Source organism: Fibrobacter sp. UWB2 (assembly GCF_002210425.1).
GTDB lineage: Bacteria > Fibrobacterota > Fibrobacteria > Fibrobacterales > Fibrobacteraceae > Fibrobacter > Fibrobacter elongatus.
On sequence record NZ_MWQK01000008.1, the window covers coordinates 33,533 to 50,575 of the forward strand.

General features: G+C 47.8%; 8 protein-coding genes. 3 read left to right on the plus strand and 5 right to left on the minus strand.

The annotated features are described in order from the left end of the window. Positions 1 to 247: 247 nt before the first annotated feature. The 3 genes from ileS to B7982_RS14260 all read right to left on the minus strand — a co-directional run bounded on the left by ileS (position 248) and on the right by B7982_RS14260 (position 7,180). Positions 248 to 3,433 (minus strand): isoleucine--tRNA ligase, encoded by a 3,186-nt coding sequence (ileS, locus tag B7982_RS14250; RefSeq protein WP_088661332.1) that lies wholly within the window; start codon positions 3,431 to 3,433, stop codon positions 248 to 250. Between the two features lie 97 nt (positions 3,434 to 3,530). Then, the gene (locus B7982_RS14255) at positions 3,531 to 4,223 is read right to left on the minus strand and encodes a hypothetical protein (RefSeq protein ID WP_088661333.1); all 693 of its coding nucleotides are present in this window, start codon (positions 4,221 to 4,223) and stop codon (positions 3,531 to 3,533) included. A 53-nt stretch (positions 4,224 to 4,276) separates the two neighbouring features. Beyond that, positions 4,277 to 7,180 (minus strand): fibrobacter succinogenes major paralogous domain-containing protein, encoded by a 2,904-nt coding sequence (locus tag B7982_RS14260; protein ID WP_144065976.1) that lies wholly within the window; start codon positions 7,178 to 7,180, stop codon positions 4,277 to 4,279. A 562-nt stretch (positions 7,181 to 7,742) separates the two neighbouring features. Here B7982_RS14260 and B7982_RS14265 point away from each other — a divergent pair. Both B7982_RS14265 and B7982_RS14270 read left to right on the plus strand, forming a co-directional pair. Beyond that, on the plus strand, positions 7,743 to 9,137 hold the full coding sequence (locus B7982_RS14265; protein ID WP_088661335.1) for a sugar porter family MFS transporter: 1,395 nt from the start codon (positions 7,743 to 7,745) through the stop codon (positions 9,135 to 9,137). Between the two features lie 164 nt (positions 9,138 to 9,301). After that, the gene (locus B7982_RS14270) at positions 9,302 to 10,558 is read left to right on the plus strand and encodes a polysaccharide deacetylase family protein (protein ID WP_088661336.1); all 1,257 of its coding nucleotides are present in this window, start codon (positions 9,302 to 9,304) and stop codon (positions 10,556 to 10,558) included. 160 nt (positions 10,559 to 10,718) lie between these two features. On the opposite strand, the gene B7982_RS14275 is transcribed toward B7982_RS14270, so the two are convergent. Beyond that, entirely contained in the window at positions 10,719 to 12,905 is a 2,187-nt protein-coding gene (locus tag B7982_RS14275; RefSeq protein ID WP_233138591.1) for a glycosyl hydrolase family 8, read from the minus strand. Positions 12,906 to 13,049: 144 nt separating this feature from the next. Beyond that, the gene (locus B7982_RS14280; RefSeq protein ID WP_158213021.1) at positions 13,050 to 15,197 is read right to left on the minus strand and encodes a response regulator; all 2,148 of its coding nucleotides are present in this window, start codon (positions 15,195 to 15,197) and stop codon (positions 13,050 to 13,052) included. 317 nt (positions 15,198 to 15,514) lie between these two features. Here B7982_RS14280 and B7982_RS14285 point away from each other — a divergent pair, with 317 nt between their 5' ends. Further along, positions 15,515 to 17,035, plus strand: a complete 1,521-nt coding sequence (locus B7982_RS14285; protein WP_088661338.1) for an HD-GYP domain-containing protein — start codon at positions 15,515 to 15,517, stop codon at positions 17,033 to 17,035. The last annotated feature ends 8 nt before the right edge of the window (positions 17,036 to 17,043 follow it).

The window sequence follows — 17,043 nt, forward strand, 5'->3', positions numbered from 1 at the left end:
TTTTCGACGATGCTCCCCCAGGTCCCCTAAAATCAGGCCCCTTCCACGCACGTCGGGCGCATATATGCTAATACATGCATAATTATTATCGTAAAACAAAAAGAAAAAGTAAAATGATTTGAAAATCTGAACAAAAAAAACGCCCTTTCGCAAGGAAAGAGCGTTTTTCATAGAATCTTAGAACCTTCGGCTTCGAGACTACGCCTCGGAGTTTACCCTGAGCCAGTCGAATGGGCTCAGAATGACACTAAGCGCGGACGGTCGTGAAAGCGAATGCCTCGCCGTCGGCGTCATTCGCTTCCAAGCCATCGGCAGCGGCAGCCCACTTGATGGAGACTGCTTGTGTCTCGCCAGCAATGTAGGCTTCATTCTCCGCGACGGCCTGCTTGAACACGTCGCTTGCAGAGAACAGCGTCACTTCGATCTTGTCGGTGATGGCGTAGTTCTGGTCCTTACGGCGGTTCTGGATGCGGTTCACGAGTTCGCGTGCCACGCAGGCGCGGCGGAGTTCGTCCGTAATCTTCAAATCCAGAGCCACGGTGAAGTGCTGGTTGGCTTCCACAGCCATGCCATCGGCCACGATGCGGTTGAGCATCAAGCAGTCGGCACCGACTTCACCGAAGTCGAACTTAATCGTCTCACCATTCTGCAGAGCCTTGATTTCATCGACCGAGAGGCTGTTGAGCTTAGCGGAAATCACCTTCATGTTCTTTGCATAATCCGGCCCCTTTGCCTTAATAGCGAGGAAGTTCGGCTTAGCAGAAAGCTTCACGAGCTTGGTTTCGTCTTCGAGGAACTTCATTTCGCGAACGTTGAGTTCTTCGAGGATCAAGTCCTTCATCGTTTCAGCAACATTCTTTTCTTCGTTGCCGTGAGCAACGACCGTCATGCTAGCAATCGGCATACGGTTCTTTACGTTGTTCGTTGCACGAATCACGCGGCCCATTTCGACCATGCCACGCACCATGGCGATGCGTTCCACGAGCTTTTCGTCCATCAAGGACTTGTCAGCACTCGGGAATTCGCAGAGATGCACGCTCACCGGAGCGTTGGCATCGACTTCGCGAACGAGAATCTGATAGATTTCTTCGGCGAGGAGCGGGAGGAACGGAGCGAGAATCTTGGAGAAATCCACCAGCACCTTGTACATGGTTGCGTAGGCGGCGTTCTTGTCGCCATCGTTTTCGGACTTCCAGAAACGACGACGGCTGCGGCGCACGTACCAGTTCGTGAGGTCATCAACTGCGGCAATCACAGCAGGCACAACGTTGTACAGGCGGTAAGCCTTCATTTCCACTTCAACCTTGGCAGCCAAATCCTGCAAGGTTGCAAGCATCCAGCGGTCAAGTTCATTGTCGCTCTTGACTTCTTGACCCGGCTTCCACGTGAGCTGGCCCTTGGCGGCGTCGGCGTTGTGGTTCGAGACAAAGAATGCCACAGCGTTCCAAAGCGGCAGCATCACCTGCTTCACGATGCCCTTCACACCTTCTTCACTGAAGCGGAGGTCTTCAGCCTTCAAAGCGGCGGAGTTGATCATGAACAAGCGAATGGCGTCGGCACCCGTGCGTTCAATGAGGTCGTTCGGGTCCGGGTAGTTGCGCTTGGACTTACTCATCTTGGAACCGTCTTCGGCCAAGATAATACCGTTCACAATAACGTTCTTGAACGCCGGCTTCTGGAACAAAGCGTTAGAAAGCACGGTCAGCGTGTAGAACCAACCACGAGTCTGGTCAAGGCCTTCGGCGATGAAGTCAGCCGGGAAGCTGCGTTCCACGAGTTCCTTGTTTTCGAACGGGTAATGGCGGCTGGCATACGGCATGGAACCGGATTCGAACCAGCAGTCGAAAACTTCCGGCGTACGGCGGTAAACCTTGCCGTTCTTTTCAATCGTGAGCTTGTCCACAAAGTGCTTGTGCAAGTCATCGAGCTTCACGCCGGTGAGCTGCTGGAGTTCTTCGATGGAACCCACGGCAATCATGTCGCCGTCGTCAGAGAGCCACACCGGAATCGGCGTACCCCAGAAACGGTTACGGGAAAGGTTCCAGTCGCGGGCGCCTTCGAGCCACTTGCCGAAACGGCCGTTCTTGATGTGGTCCGGGACCCAGTTCACAGTCTGGTTGTTTTCGACCATCCATTCCTTCAAAGTCTTGGTCACGCCGTCCTTGCTTGTGACAGGCGCGTCAATCTTCAAGAACCAAGTCTTGAGGGCACGGTAAATCAGAGGAACGCCGGTACGCCAGCAGTGCGGGTAGCTATGCACAATCGTGTCCTGCTTGAACACGCGGCCCTGTTCCTTGAAAAAGCGGATAATTTCCTTGTCAGCTTCCTTCGCGCCAAGGCCCTTCCACATCGGGACCTTGTCCGTGAACTTGCCTTCGGTATCGAGCGGGTCGAAAAGGCCGAGGTCGAGTTCAGCACCCTTCTGGAAGTCTTCTTCACCGAAGGAAGGAGCGGTATGCACGGCGCCAGTACCGTCTTCGGTACTCACGTAGTCGGCGGGGTAAATCTTGTAGTGGCGGGACAGCTGGTCCGGCGTCACGAATGCATCGGAGATACGGGAAAGCGGTTCGTAGTCCTTGCCCACGAGTTCAGAGCCCTTGCAGGTATCAACGATGTTCGGGTTCTTGAAGTAAGCAGCGGTACGGCTTGCGGCAATCCAGTACTTCTTGCCATCCTGTTCCACAAGGTTGTAGTCCATATCCGGGCCAACAACAATGCAGAAGTTGGAATAAAGTGTCCACGGGGTCGTCGTCCACACGAGGATGCTCGTGTCCTTGAACTTGGCTTCGTCCGTGTTGAGCGGGAAGATGAGCGTCAGAGACGGGTCCTGACGGTCCTTATAGCCCTGATTCGTTTCGAAGTTCGAAAGCGGAGTCGCGAGAGCCGGGCTGTACGGCTGGATGCGGTAGCCCTGGTAGATGAGGCCCTTGTCGAAGCACTGCTTGAACACCCACCACACAGATTCCATGAAGTTCTTGTCCATGGTCTTGTAGCCCTTGTCGAAGTCGACCCAGCGGCCCATGCGGCGCACAGTCTTCTTCCATTCGCTGGTGTACTTGAGCACCTTGCCGCGGCAAGTTTCGTTGAACTTGTCGACGCCAAGCTTCTGGATTTCGGCAACGCCAGCGAGACCGAGTTCGTTCTGCACGAGAGATTCAATCGGGAGGCCGTGGCAGTCCCAACCGAAACCGCGCGGAACCTTCTTGCCCTTCATGGTCCAGTAACGCGGAACGATGTCCTTGATGGTACCGGCAAGCAAGTGACCGTAGTGCGGAAGGCCCGTTGCAAACGGAGGGCCATCGTAGAAAGTGTACGGTTCGGTTTCCGGACGGCTGTCAAGCGACTTCTTGAAGCTTTCGTCCTTGTCCCACAGGCCGAGCACGCGCTCTTCGATCTGCGGGAAGGTCTCTTCTTTCTTTACTTCACGGAACATGGGTTACCTCAAACCCCGCGGCACCAAGCCACGGGCATTAAATTTTCGGGCGTAAATTTAGAAAAAGACGAGGGGGACGGCAACTTGGATTTTGTTTTTACAATCTCGTTGCCAGCCAATCATTGAAAAAATTACGGGCGGACAAATCTTTGGGACGCAAATGCCATTTGTCCCGCCAATATTTCACAGGCATCAGGGAATCCCAGCTACGGGAAGGATGATTTGTATAGCAATATTCGATTTTTTTCGATTCCGCCCAATTCCAAAAATCTTTATACCCCAATTTTAAGGAGGGATAGTTCCCCTCCGCAGACTCTGCCGCTTTTTTGCTCAAAAAAACAATTCTGTCGGGGATTAAAATATCCACAACTTGAATCAGATTTTTAACAGCCAATTCCGCATCCTTTTTGCCTACCTTAAACTCTTTACCTTTTGGCGCCGGACGGAGAAAATAGTTGAAAAAAGCGACATGTTGCCACGGATCGTTACATTTAAAAATAAAGTTCAGGCTTTCTCGAACATTGTGGTGAAAAGGACTTGCACCTCCTACCCAAGTATTACGGGTATTGCAATAATTGTAATCTTCGCCTTTCAAGTCAATCTTTTTATCGTACCATTCTTTTTCATCAAAACATACCGATGTCTTTTTAGGCAGGTAATGGCTCTCGCCAAGCAGCAAAAGCTTTTTGTGACTTTTTTGTTCGTAGTAATCACCTACAAAAGGCATCATATAGTCATGCTTACTATAGAAATCAATTTGTAGAAATTGCCGATCAAATTTCTTTTCCATTAATCACCTCAAAATACGATGGAAACACGAATCCAAAATTATTACATTATATGTTAATTCGAGTCCTTGACGCAACGAACGTTATATCCATAGTTCTCACTTTGAAAGTTGCTTATCAACGCATAGTTAGAGTTGTAACGCAAGTAACTAACATACGCATAATTGTCATTATCCACAGAAGAACTCCAAAAATAAGTTCGTTCTCCTATTGAATTAAAGCTGCGACCACCAGATACATAGCCTGCCGGCAATGCGGAGAAGCCATAAATATCAGTACCTTTGTAACTGCTGCTTTTCCAATCCGTGGCCGATTTGAGTACTCTCCCCGCATTTGTTGTTCCACCTACAGCAACAAACAAGGCGTTCCATTCCGTAGAATCCGGCAAATGCCAACCATCTGGGCAAATTCCCTGAACTTTTGTGGGGAGTTCACAGGTTTTACCGTAACCACAATTCACGCCATTTCCATCATCATAAAGTTTCACGGAATCGATTGCCGCCGCCCATGTATAAAGACGCCCATACTTGTCACAATTATCCAAGCTATTTTCGTAACACCAATTTCGTTTCAACATACTCGGATAATTAATGCTATCTGCGTAGTTTAGGTTTTCCGCCATCCAAGTTTGCTCTCCGATAACAATCGTTTTGTACATTTGATCGTCACGATCATCGGTTAACGTTCCATATTCAAAAATTGGTGTAAATTCCCAACTACCACTTTTACAAACATAGTACCATTTCGTAGTTGAATACACGTCCTTATACAAAATAGAAAGTCTTTCATTTTTATCGACACACCCCTTATTGAGTTCTATCTCCAAAGTATTAGCAACCCTGAAAGTGTCGGCATCACACACATAAAAAGCACCTTCCTTTTGAACTAATTTACCTTCCTGACTTAAGGAACAACTTCCTATAACCGTAAATATTGATGAAATACTAGCATCATCGTAGCGTGCTGTAATTTCATAGGCCCCCACATCCCGCGGAATATAAATCTTAAGAGTAATTATAGAATCATTATTATAACGGCGAGTCGCTTCATATTTTAAAGTATCAATAATCTCGTAGTCCTTGCTAAATATCAAATTCAATGCGGAAATATCAAGCCCGGCCTTTTCAAAATTTTTTCCAGCCAAGGTCGCATTAACATAGCTATCGACATTGTCAATGGACGCATCAGGAATAGAAAAAGATGTAAAATACGGATTCTTATGAACTATGAAGGAATATTTTTTTGTTCCGTATATTTCACCATCCACAAACAATATCAAATCATAGGTCCCTTCCTTTTGAGGAATTGGAATCCAAGTGGAAACCTTCTGTAAATTTTTACAAGTATCACTAAGCCACTGAACAGGAGTCAAATCAACACTTACAGTGTCACCCAGTTGATTCATTTCACCATCCATGACAATGATTTGCACTTTGTTTACAAAATCAATGTTATATCCTTTCACCCATACAGAGAACGAATCCGTTGTCGCCTTATCTAAGTTAATTCTAGATGGAGTACTTATAGCGATATTATAATACGAATCACTTACATTGAATTTTGTGTTCGTATTTTTGAAAACCTGTTCACCAACTTTTAGACGCACCATATATTCTTTACCATTATAGGAATAGCTATCCAATATAGGAGCTGAAATAGTAGCCCTTATTGTATCCTGCGATATTGCTACAGCCCTGAAATTGATAACAGTATCCTGATTTGAATTCGTCACCTGAATAAAAATACCTTCACTAGTATCAATGAGCGAAATATCGTTTACAAGAACCGTTGCCAAGATATTTCGATCAGTCGACAATCCCAACACATGGTATCTGTCAAGTGTGATGGATTTAACATCGAATAAACTCGTTTCATTCGAGTCTTTCACAGAGGAGCAATCTTCTGTAATTTGGGTATTTTCTATCGCCGCCAAAACTACGGAGGAACCTGTCGACAAAGCTTTTCCATTTTCATCATATTCTGTAGCTGTAAGTAGTTTATTCCCCTGATATTGTGCGTAATAATGAACAATACTTGAAGATGGATAATAAACATAAATTATTTTTATTTCAGTATTAAGAGAATACATCATTTGCGTAGTTGAAGTTACATAACCAGTTTTCGAATAAGTTTTAACATAAGACGACTCACCACAATCATTCTCGGTAAAATCTAAATAGGAAACTTGTTTAGAATTCATATTTGCAGCATTGTGATAGCATACATACGATTTGGCAAGATTGTTGCTTACAAAGAAAAATTTATAATACATATAGAAATAAGGATTTCCCGCTTCTAATTGAGCGTACGATTTAACATCATAAGCAACTCCATCGCTAATTTCCTCAGTACTCCTTACGAAAACAAACCCATCTTCACCATCTTTTCCATCAACACCGTCCCGACCATCGATGCCATTTTTCCCATCAATACCGTCTTTTCCATCTTTACCATCTTTACCATCTTTTCCGTCTATACCATCTCGACCATCGTTGCCATTTTTCCCATCAATACCATCTTTTCCATCTTTACCATCAACGCCATCCTTACCATTGGCTCCATTCAAGCCATCTTTTCCATTAATACCATCTCGACCATCCGCACCATTTTTTCCATCGATGCCATCATGACCATCAATAGTCGTTGCATTACTCTCATTATTAACGTTTTTTGCTCCACTAGCAAATAAAGTCCACCCCGAATATGTATAGATGTAAGAACAGCCATCCGTAGTGTTGTAATACACCCATAAATAAGCAGGATTATAAATTTCTTCTGGTCCAGCAAAGGAACCTGCCCAATAAATGGAAGACGGCCTTTCTACTGCTACTGCAGCCACAGGTTCTGAAGACGTATCGTCGCCACAAGCGGCAAGAAGAAGCGTGAAAAAGACAGCTATACCAACATTCAGCAAGCCCACCACGAATTCATTTATTTTCGCATTTTGATTCAAAGCCATAACAATCTCCATCAATCAAAAAAACTATAGAGTTTACCCTCATTCGGAAAGCTAACACACGCCCCCAAAGGGCCGTTGCCTTTGACCATACAATCAAAGACCGACTCAAAAAGTCGGCATAGCAAACTAAAACACACCGCAATAACGGCATATCTGCGTAAGCGTTTGTCTCGCTCTCATGTATGTGAGACTTCGAGATTTCGACTAAAGGGCAAGAGCAAAAACTCTTTTTTCAATCAAAAGATAACAATATTTTTCAAATCACCATAGCAAAAAACATCGTTTTTCACGTGTTTTCGCATACAATTCAAATTTTCCACCTCCCCAATACTCCAAAATAAATTCACAAAAAAAATGCAAAAAGTTCGTCCGCTGTAAGAAAATTATATATATCTATTTATAAATAGGGCGGGAGCAATAATACTCGTCTTTCGACTTATGTAAGAAAAACGTTAGTCCTTTTTGGACTATCGAGATCAATTGTAAACCTTGAATTTACAATTTCTTGATAGCTATATTAGCGGCTAATCCATTTGACAAAATCAAAAACAGAGGTACGAAAATGGCAGTAGAAGACAATTACAAAGTTGGACATGTCGTCATGATAACCCTTTCCGCCGCCATCGGAGGGTTCCTATTCGGCTTTGACTCGTCCGTGATTAACGGTGCAAACGTGGCCCTTAAGGGTTACTTCAACTGTAACGACATGCAGCTTGGTCTTGCGGTTTCTCTCGCATTGATCGGCGCTGCCATCGGTGCATATTTCGCCGGCCGTCTGGCCGATAAGTTTGGACGTGTGCGTTGCATGCTTGCAGCCGCCGTCCTTTTCTTTATCAGTGCAATCGGTTCTGGTCTCCCGTTCACCATCTATGATTTCATCGCTTGGCGCGTGATTGGCGGTATCGGTATCGGTGTGGCATCCATCATCGCCCCGATTTACATTGCCGAAACTTCACCGGCGCATTTGCGTGGGCGTCTAGGTTCCATGCAGCAGTTCGCCATCGTTATCGGTATCTTCGTGGCACTCCTTTCGAACTACATCATCGTCCGCATTTCGGGTTCCGCAAGCAACTTGATTATGGGCATTGAATCCTGGAAGGTGATGTTCTGGGTCGAAGCTATCCCGGCATTCCTCTATGGTGTCGCCGCCTGGCAGCTCCCGGAATCCCCGCGTTTCCTCGTGAGCAAGGGCCGCATGGAAGAAGCTCAGAAAGTGCTTTCGATGATTGCATCCGTCGGCATCAAGGAAAAGGCTCAGGAAATTGAAGACACCTTCAAGACTCACAAGCCGGCTAAGCTTTCTGACCTTCTCGAAACGGTCGCTGGTAAAAAGCGCATCGCTCCGATTGTCTGGGCAGGTCTCAGTATCGCCATCCTCCAGCAGCTCGTGGGTATCAATGTGATTTTCTATTACGGTTCCATGCTTTGGCAGAGTGTCGGTTTCGGTGAAAGCGATGCATTCCTTACGAGCGTGATTTCCAGTGTTATCAACTTGACCATGACTATCGCTGCTATTCTCCTTATCGATAAGATTGGTCGAAAGCCGCTTTTGCTCATCGGTTCTGCTGGCATGACCGTTACGCTTGGCATTCTCGCATGCTGCTTCCTCTTCGGTTCCGATGCAAGCGGTAACCTCACAGGCAATAGTGGTATTTTCGCCCTCCTCGCTGCAAACTTCTACGTGGCATTCTTTGCCGCAACATGGGGCCCGGTGATGTGGGTGATGCTCGGCGAAATGTTCAACAACCGCATCCGCGCCGTGGCAATCGCAATATGCGGCCTTGCCCAGTGGGGTGCAAACTTCTTGGTCAGCTGGTCTTTCCCGGTTCTCGTCGGCAAGGACGGCATCGGCATCGGCCCGACCTACTTGATTTACACGACATTTGCGGCAATAAGCTTTGTGTTAGTCGCCAAGCTGGTGAACGAAACCAAGGGCAAGAAACTCGAAGCCATGTAATCACAAGATTTGCTATAAATCAGCCCATCAAAGGTCTCGGATTTTCCGGGACCTTTTTTCTTTTTGTAGCCCAAAGACTTGTGCATTATTCCGATTAGGACGATTTGGCCTATGATTTTTTAAAAATATGTGATTATTTTTATTAGCTGAAGGGGAAGAAGTCTATGAACTGCAATCATTCAAATAGGTCCACATTTATCGCATTATCGTGCGGTATTGCTCTTGGGCTTGCAGGAATCAGCACAGCAGCCCCCTTAATAACTGTACCCTGGAACGGCCACGTCGGTGCCGTGAGCTTTACCTTTGATGACGCCCTCGAAACTCAGGTGCTGAACCTGAAGCCTTTGCTGGACGCTATGCCCGATGTGCACGTCACATTCTTCTTGACGGCATTCCAGGACCGCTTAAAAGATAACGCGGCCGGTTTTGCGGCTCTCGCGAACGCCGGACACGAAATGGGCAACCATACCATATCGCATTGGCACCTGACTGATTACACCTATGCCGAGCTGAACCAGGATGTTGTCGAATTTGCAGACACCATCGAAGCAACAATGGCAAAGTACGGCGCCGATGTCAAGGTCGTATCGTTTGCCACCCCATTCTGCGAAAACAACGACAAGGTCAAAAGCGTCATCGACAAGCGCCACATGATCAACCGCGACTGTACCTATGACGGAGCACGAACATTCTGGGACGAAGAACCCGAATGGATGAGCTTGCCTGCCAAAATATGGTCCCGTTCAGGCGCCACCGTAAACGAAATGCTCAACGCGCTCGACACGGCTGCATACATCGGCAAGTTCGACAACTCAATTCCGCTAGAACATCCAATAACCGATGGTTCGTGGCTCATTGTTTTGCAGCACGACGTTTCTGAAAGGATGATTGACAACTACGCCATCAACCCGGACGATATCAAGACTCTTTTCGAGCGCGCCGTCAAAAACGGCCTATGGGTAGCCCCGCTCGGGACTGTCGCCGCCTACCAGCGTGCCCATTTTGTGCTTGACAAGGCTATTTTCAACAAAATCGACAACGGCTATTCCGTGACATGGAAGCTCCCCCACGAGCACATGCCTAAAAGCGTCCCGCTCCGAGTCAAGCTCGACACGACGCGAGTTAGCAGCAAGACAACCATCGAGCAAAATGGTAAAACCATCACGCCCGAAAGCGACGGTTCTTTCATTATCGAGTTCATGACGAAAAGCCTCACCATGCGAAACACGGGAACCATATCCCTCCCGAAACCGCAGCAAAGCATCAAGGCTTACACTAGGTTCACTATTTTCGACCTGCATGGGAAAAGGCTCGGGATAACAAACAGTTTTGCCATCCCGGAAACCTACCCCAAGGGCGTTTATATCATCCGCGCCGAGGCCAAGGGGCTCATGCCCTTAACCAAAAAGATTAGCAGGTAACCGCTTAAACGCAACACGAAAGCCCCGCCTTCGCGGGACCTGATAAGCAGAGAGGCTAACCTAGCACGGGGCCAACAAGTCAAAAGATTTACGAGACAAGCGACAAAAAAAGCCGGGGCGAACGCCTCGGCTTTTTTGCAATTTCGTTTTGTAACGCGGATTACTTCACGTTGACACGGTTCATTTCAGAACCAACGCGAACGATGTAGGAACCAGCACTCGGAACGTTAACCGTGAGGTTGCTGTTCATGAGCATGCCACCAGCAATTGCCTTGCCCTGCATGTTGTAGACCATGAACACGTTACCAGCCTTAGCACCGCTGATCTGGAGCTTCATGCCATCGGCACGAACGCTGAAGCTCGGAGCAAAGGTAACCTTGTAGAGGCCAATGGTCGGTCCCTTGATTTCCATACCGGTGAGCTTGACCGGATCGACAGCCTGCTTGGAAGCATCGAGGAATTCGACAGCGCTGATGGTGAGTTCACCGAGGCCGCCCTTAGCATCCTTGACTTCCCACTTGAGGCCCTTGATGCAGGCGAGGATTTCGCCGCCTTCCGGAGCGTTGTTCTTGCTAACCCAGTCAAGGATATTGATTTCCTTGCCATCACCCAAGCCCTTGAAGCCGTATTCATACGGAGTCATGTCATAGGTCACAGCCTTGAATTCTTCGGAGTTGTCAACATAGATACCCGGTTCAGAACCTGCACCTGCGTTTTCAACTTTCTTTTCTTCGTTTTCGTCGGTGATGGTGTTGAGGATAGCCATGCGGATCGGGCCAGAAGTCTTAGCCGTCACGCGGATGTACTGGATGCCGAGAGTCTTGAAGTTGACACCGCAGCTCTTGTCTTTCTTGCAATCGTCCTTTTTGAAGGAAACAGCGATACCAGCAGACGGATACTTGAGGAGGCCTGCCTTAGCAGCAGCTTCGGTCCATTCCGGTTCCGGACCGATTTCCATAGAAGCGCGAGCAACGATAGAACCATCATCAAGTCTGTAGAGCGGAGATGCGCCAGAATCCGGGACCATCTTGGTGCCGATACCGAGCTTGTCGTGGTATGCACCCCAGTTCCAGAGACCAGAAACAGCAACAGTCGTATCACCGAATTCCAAGTGTGTACCTTCGCCTTCGCTGATGGACGGAGCCTTAGACGGATCCGGAGTGAACGGAGTGAAACCAGTGGTATTGTAGAGGTTCGGCATGTTACCCGTCACGAGGAGGAGGTAGATCATGTTCAAAGTAGCCGGATAGTACTTTTCACCTTCGACAGAGCCTTCGCCGCAACCCTGAGCCTTAGCGCAGCTCTTCTTTTCCTTGAGAACCTTGTAAACGGTACCGAGGTAGGTTTCAGCTTCCTTGCTATCGATAGAGGAAGTTGCAAGGCCGAGACCGCCGGAGAAGGTAGAAGAAACAAAGCGACGGATATCGCTGTTGTCGATATGATAAGCACCACCTTCGTACTTATAACCGGAGTTCACGCCACTAGCAGTGCGGGTTTCCGGGATGAGCCAGCTAACAACTTTCTTGTTGAAAGCCTGAGCCTTGGTATCGCCGTACCAGTAGTAAGCCATAGCCATACGCCACGGAGTACGGGCAGCGTCATCGTAGAAACCGATGTCGTTAGAAACGGCAGCAGACGTCAAAATCGGCTTGTGAGAGTTCCAGTCGCACCAGTCCGGAACAAGACCTGTCTTGGAATCCTGGCAAGCGTTCAAGTCCGTATAAGCCTGGGAAATCACACTAGACCAAGAACCACCGGCAACGTCCTGGAAAAGCTGGAAGTTGGCTGTCGTTGCATAGCTCGGGTTGAAACCGTCATTCCACTGGTTACCCGGCTTAATCTTGTTGCTAGCGATATCGTTAGAAGCAATCCAAGAAATGAGGGACTTGCCTGCAGAGAGGTAAGAAGCGTCATTCCACTGCTTGGAAGCCATCACGAGAGCAAGAGCGGCGTCGAAGTCAGCGTCAGATGCGGTACCCGTACCACCGCTGCAACCGATACGCCAGTTCATACCACCATTGGCACCAGCGCTGTTGCCAGTCCAAGTCTTATAAAGATTCTTGAAAACATCCTGATCGTCCATGTACACGGAAATCAACATACCGTATGCAATAGCTTCAGAAACGGTAGAACAAGTTCCTTCCGGAGCGAGCACCCAACCATTGCTAGCCTGGTACCAAGCCTGTTTCCACAGCTTGTAATGATCCTTGATCATATCCGTATCGGCATATTCAATGATCTTGCCATGCGGATACTTCATGTTCTGCGGGAACGGGAACTGCCCAGCAGAAGCCGTTACTGCAGCAACAGCAGCAACGCCAAACATAACTTTTGCCAAATTCTTCATATGAATTCCTTTTAAAAAAAAGATTTCACCCATCCAACCTAAAAGATAGTTTGATAGCATATCAAAAATCAACCCTTCTTTTGTAAAAGGATTGACATAATGCGGTAAATCACACAAAAAATGTTCTTAAAATGTTCCTATGCATCAACTTACGTTAACTTTTCTTTGCATTAAGGAACACATTGTGGAAAGGACCTTTGCAACGACAAACGGTTTTGCCAGATGTTCGTCCATTCCGGCGGCAAGGGACTTTTGCCGATCCTCTTCAAACGCATTTGCCGATAGCGCAATAATGGGGATGCGCGCATGGGGATAGGTCTTTCGGATAGCACGAGTCGCCTCGTAGCCATCCATCACGGGCATCTGAACATCCATCAAAATGCAGTCATAGTAATCCGGAGCATGGTCGCAAACTTTCGTCACGGCCTCAAGCCCATTTTCTGCAACTTCCACAATCATCTGGTGGTCATGCAACAAGTCCTGCGCAATTTCCCTGTTGAACTCGTTATCTTCGACAAGCAATATACGCTTTTCCTTTAAGCAATCTTCATCGTAGGCGGTGTTCACAGTGACCGGGTCTACATCGTTCTCGGTTGCAATCTTGAATTGCGTACGCACATGGACCGTTGTTCCAAGGCCAATTTCGCTCTGGATATCAATTTCGGCCCCCATCATGTCGGCAAGGCGCTTTACGATAGTCATGCCAAGCCCAGTCCCCATCACGCCGCTCTGAGTCGAGGACTGCTCGCGGGCAAATTCGTCGTAAATATGTTCCAGGAACGCATGGGACATACCAAGTCCATTATCGCTGATTTCAAAATCAAAAACGGCATAGCCATCCACTTGGCAGGGGCGTTCTTCAATGGTAAACATAACGCGGCCACCGTACGTCGTGAACTTCTGCGAATTGGAAATAATGTTGTATAAAATTTGACGGAGGGCGTTCACATTCGCCATGACAAACTTGTTCTTCACTTCTGAAAATTCCCATATGAACGAAATATTCTTCTGTTTCATCATGGGTTCGCAAGATTCGCAAAGTTCTGCCATGTACGAGGTGAGATTCACCATGCGCTCCTTAAGCGTAATCTGGCCCGACTCGATTTTTGCCATGTCCAGAACTTCTTCTATCAGCTGGAGCAAGTAACCACCCGACATACGGATTTTCCGAAGCGCATCCAATATATCTGCGCGGTTGTCGATATGGCGTTCCGCCCTTTCTGTATAACCGATAATCGCATTCATCGGAGTTCGGATATCGTGGCTCATGTTGAGCAAAAACTTCGATTTGGCCTCTTTTGCCTCGGCGGCAAAGGCGTTCGCCTCACGCAATCTAGAGTCCAGTTCATCCTCACGGTTTTTCAGCTTGCGCCTAAACGCAATCCACACCAGGGAGCCTACAAGCACAATCCCGAGAAGCCCTAGAATAGAACCAAAGACAACTGCGATACGGGATTGTTCATGCATGAGTTCACCGGCATAATCGGGCATGCGGAAACCGGCATACTTCGTAATTTTCGCACGGACGACATTCGGCGGGATGGAGAGAATACCCTTTGTCAAAATGGACGCAAGTTCACGCGGATATTCACGAGGAACGGCAACGCGCATCCCATACAGCAGGCTATCATAACCCGCAAGGACCTGTTCGTGCAAGTACTGCGGCGTAAACACCCAGGATTCATCACCGCCTTTCATACCGTAAGATCCATCAAGCACAATTAAAGGCTTCTTTGTATCGTAAGTCTTGACAAATTCATATTTGAGCCCATTATGGAGCGCAACTTCGGCAAAGATGTCAAGCAGGATTCCACGCGGGACGCCCTGATCGATATAGGCATACGGGAACACGGCATCGCGGACCGTCACCTTGAGCATTTTATCCTTGCTGCGGAAATCCTGCAAAAAGGCAAGCTCGCGAGCCGAAAGGGCAGACACATCCAAGGCGTCCTCGCCAAAATGCTTGCGATACAGCTGATTTTTCCATGCCGGTTCCGTCAGGTCCATCTCGCGAATAGCTTGGTCGATTTCAGCAAGCAGAGACGAGTCTGACTTCCGGAGGATGATGTAATCCGGATACAGTCCAACGGGCCTAGAAAAGGCAAAACGTTCTTCTAGTTCCTTAGTCCGAGTCGCCGGAGAAACCATATCGATTTCACCATTTTCAAGCATCTTCAGCATGTCGTCCCACGACTTATCGAAACCGACGAATTGGAAGTTCAAATTCGCGTAGCGGGAAAGCCCCCGGTACATTTCATAGTCGTACCCGCTCTTTTCACCCTTTGGGGACATTTCGTGATAGCCGGAATAGGCGAAAAAGCCCACTTTAACATTTAGTGGACCCGCGTAGGCTACCCCTCCTAGCAGCAGAAAAAACAAAAACATCCATTTTTTCGCAAGCATAAGCAAACATCCTGCCAAACAAGCTTACATTTATATTACAGAATATATACGATTTTTATAAAAACGGCAATATTGAACATTTTAGCACAAAAAAAGTGTTGTGATTATGAACACAAATTGACGGAAGTTACATTTTTCTTACGTTTGAAATTCAAAATTATATACATTTATTACGTATTGTATTCGGGTTTTAAAGGAATGCTTTTATGGATGAAAAACGTCCGCTTATACTGATTGTTGACGATGTGGCCATGAACAGAGCCCTGTTATCCGACGTACTCAGTGATAAGTACAATATCATCGAAGCGGAAAACGGCAACGAAGCGTTGCTTTTGCTTAGGGAGCGGACATCCGAAATTTCGCTTGTGCTCCTCGACATGGTGATGCCCGAAAAAGACGGCATGGAAGTCCTTGCCATCATGAACAAGAACGGATGGATTAACGAGATTCCGGTCATCATGATTTCTGGGGAAACAGCACACGCGCTCATCGAAGGCGCCTACATGCTCGGCGTCACGGACTTTATCGGACGCCCGTTCGACGAAATGGTGCTCAAGAACCGCGTGAACAATACCATCCGCCTCTATAAAAAGCAAAAGAGCCTTTCGGACCTCGTCTTAAACCAGATTTACGAAAAGACCCGCAACAATAGCATGATGGTGACCATGCTGAGCCACATCGTGGAATTCAGAAACGGCGAAAGCGGCATGCACGTGCTGCATATCAACACCATCACCGAAATGCTTTTGCGCGAGCTTTTGCACCGTACCAAAAAGTACACCATAAACAAGAATGATATCGGCGTCATCTGTACGGCATCATCCATGCACGATATCGGAAAAATTACTATCCCCGACGAGATTTTGAACAAGCCCGGCAAGCTTACGCCCGAAGAGTTCAACATCATGAAGGGACACACCGTCAACTGCGCCCAGATGCTCAACGCCGTGCCCGTCGGAAAAGACGAGCCGCTGATGAAATACGCCTACGAGATTTGCCGCTGGCATCACGAACGCTGGGATGGCCGCGGCTACCCCGATGGCCTCAAAGGGGACGAAATCCCCATAGCCGCACAAATCGTTTCGATTGCTGACGTTTACGATGCGCTCACGAGCGAACGCTGCTACAAGCATGCCTTCACTCACGAGAAAGCGCTCGAGATGATCCACAACAACGAATGCGGCGTATTCAACCCGCTTTTGATTGAATGCCTCGATGCCATTGCAGACAAGCTCGTCATCTCGCTACAGACTTTTGACTGGAGCAAGCAGGCCGATAAGGACTTTTTCTACATCGCAGACGCCATGATGAACGACCAGAAGCACCCCATTTACAACCAGGCCTTCAGGCAGTTCATCGACGAGCGCAAAAAGAGCCACTTCTTCGAAACGACTCTGGACGGAATTCTTTTTGAATACACATTTAACCCGGCCGTGATGAAGCTTACCACGAAAGCCGCTACAAAGCTTGGGCTCCCGCGAACAATCGTCGACGATTACAAGCCAGGCGATGACACACATGGTGCCGCCGAAAACCTTGAAAAAATCAAGAAGATTTTGAAGCGCCATTCGGCGCCCAAGGATAAGCCGTTCCTTATCAAGCAAACATTCAACATCGACGGCAAGAGCACTCCCTGCAATGTCAAGGTGCTCCAAATTTGGGCCAAAGGCCAAAACGAAGCTCCCGTGCTCGCCTCTGTTTACGGGCACATCGACGTTATACACTAATCAAGGAT

Excerpts from the sequence above, each read along its gene's own strand:
- B7982_RS14260 (WP_144065976.1), bottom strand. The coding sequence starts at position 7,180 with ATGGCTTTGAATCAAAATGCGAAAATAAATGAATTCGTGGTGGGCTTG.
- B7982_RS14275 (WP_233138591.1), bottom strand. The coding sequence starts at position 12,905 with ATGAAGAATTTGGCAAAAGTTATGTTTGGCGTTGCTGCTGTTGCTGCA.
- B7982_RS14285 (WP_088661338.1), top strand. The coding sequence starts at position 15,515 with ATGGATGAAAAACGTCCGCTTATACTGATTGTTGACGATGTGGCCATG.
- B7982_RS14280 (WP_158213021.1), bottom strand. The coding sequence starts at position 15,197 with ATGTCCCCAAAGGGTGAAAAGAGCGGGTACGACTATGAAATGTACCGG.
- B7982_RS14255 (WP_088661333.1), bottom strand. The coding sequence starts at position 4,223 with ATGGAAAAGAAATTTGATCGGCAATTTCTACAAATTGATTTCTATAGT.
- B7982_RS14265 (WP_088661335.1), top strand. The coding sequence starts at position 7,743 with ATGGCAGTAGAAGACAATTACAAAGTTGGACATGTCGTCATGATAACC.
- B7982_RS14270 (WP_088661336.1), top strand. The coding sequence starts at position 9,302 with ATGAACTGCAATCATTCAAATAGGTCCACATTTATCGCATTATCGTGC.
- ileS (WP_088661332.1), bottom strand. The coding sequence starts at position 3,433 with ATGTTCCGTGAAGTAAAGAAAGAAGAGACCTTCCCGCAGATCGAAGAG.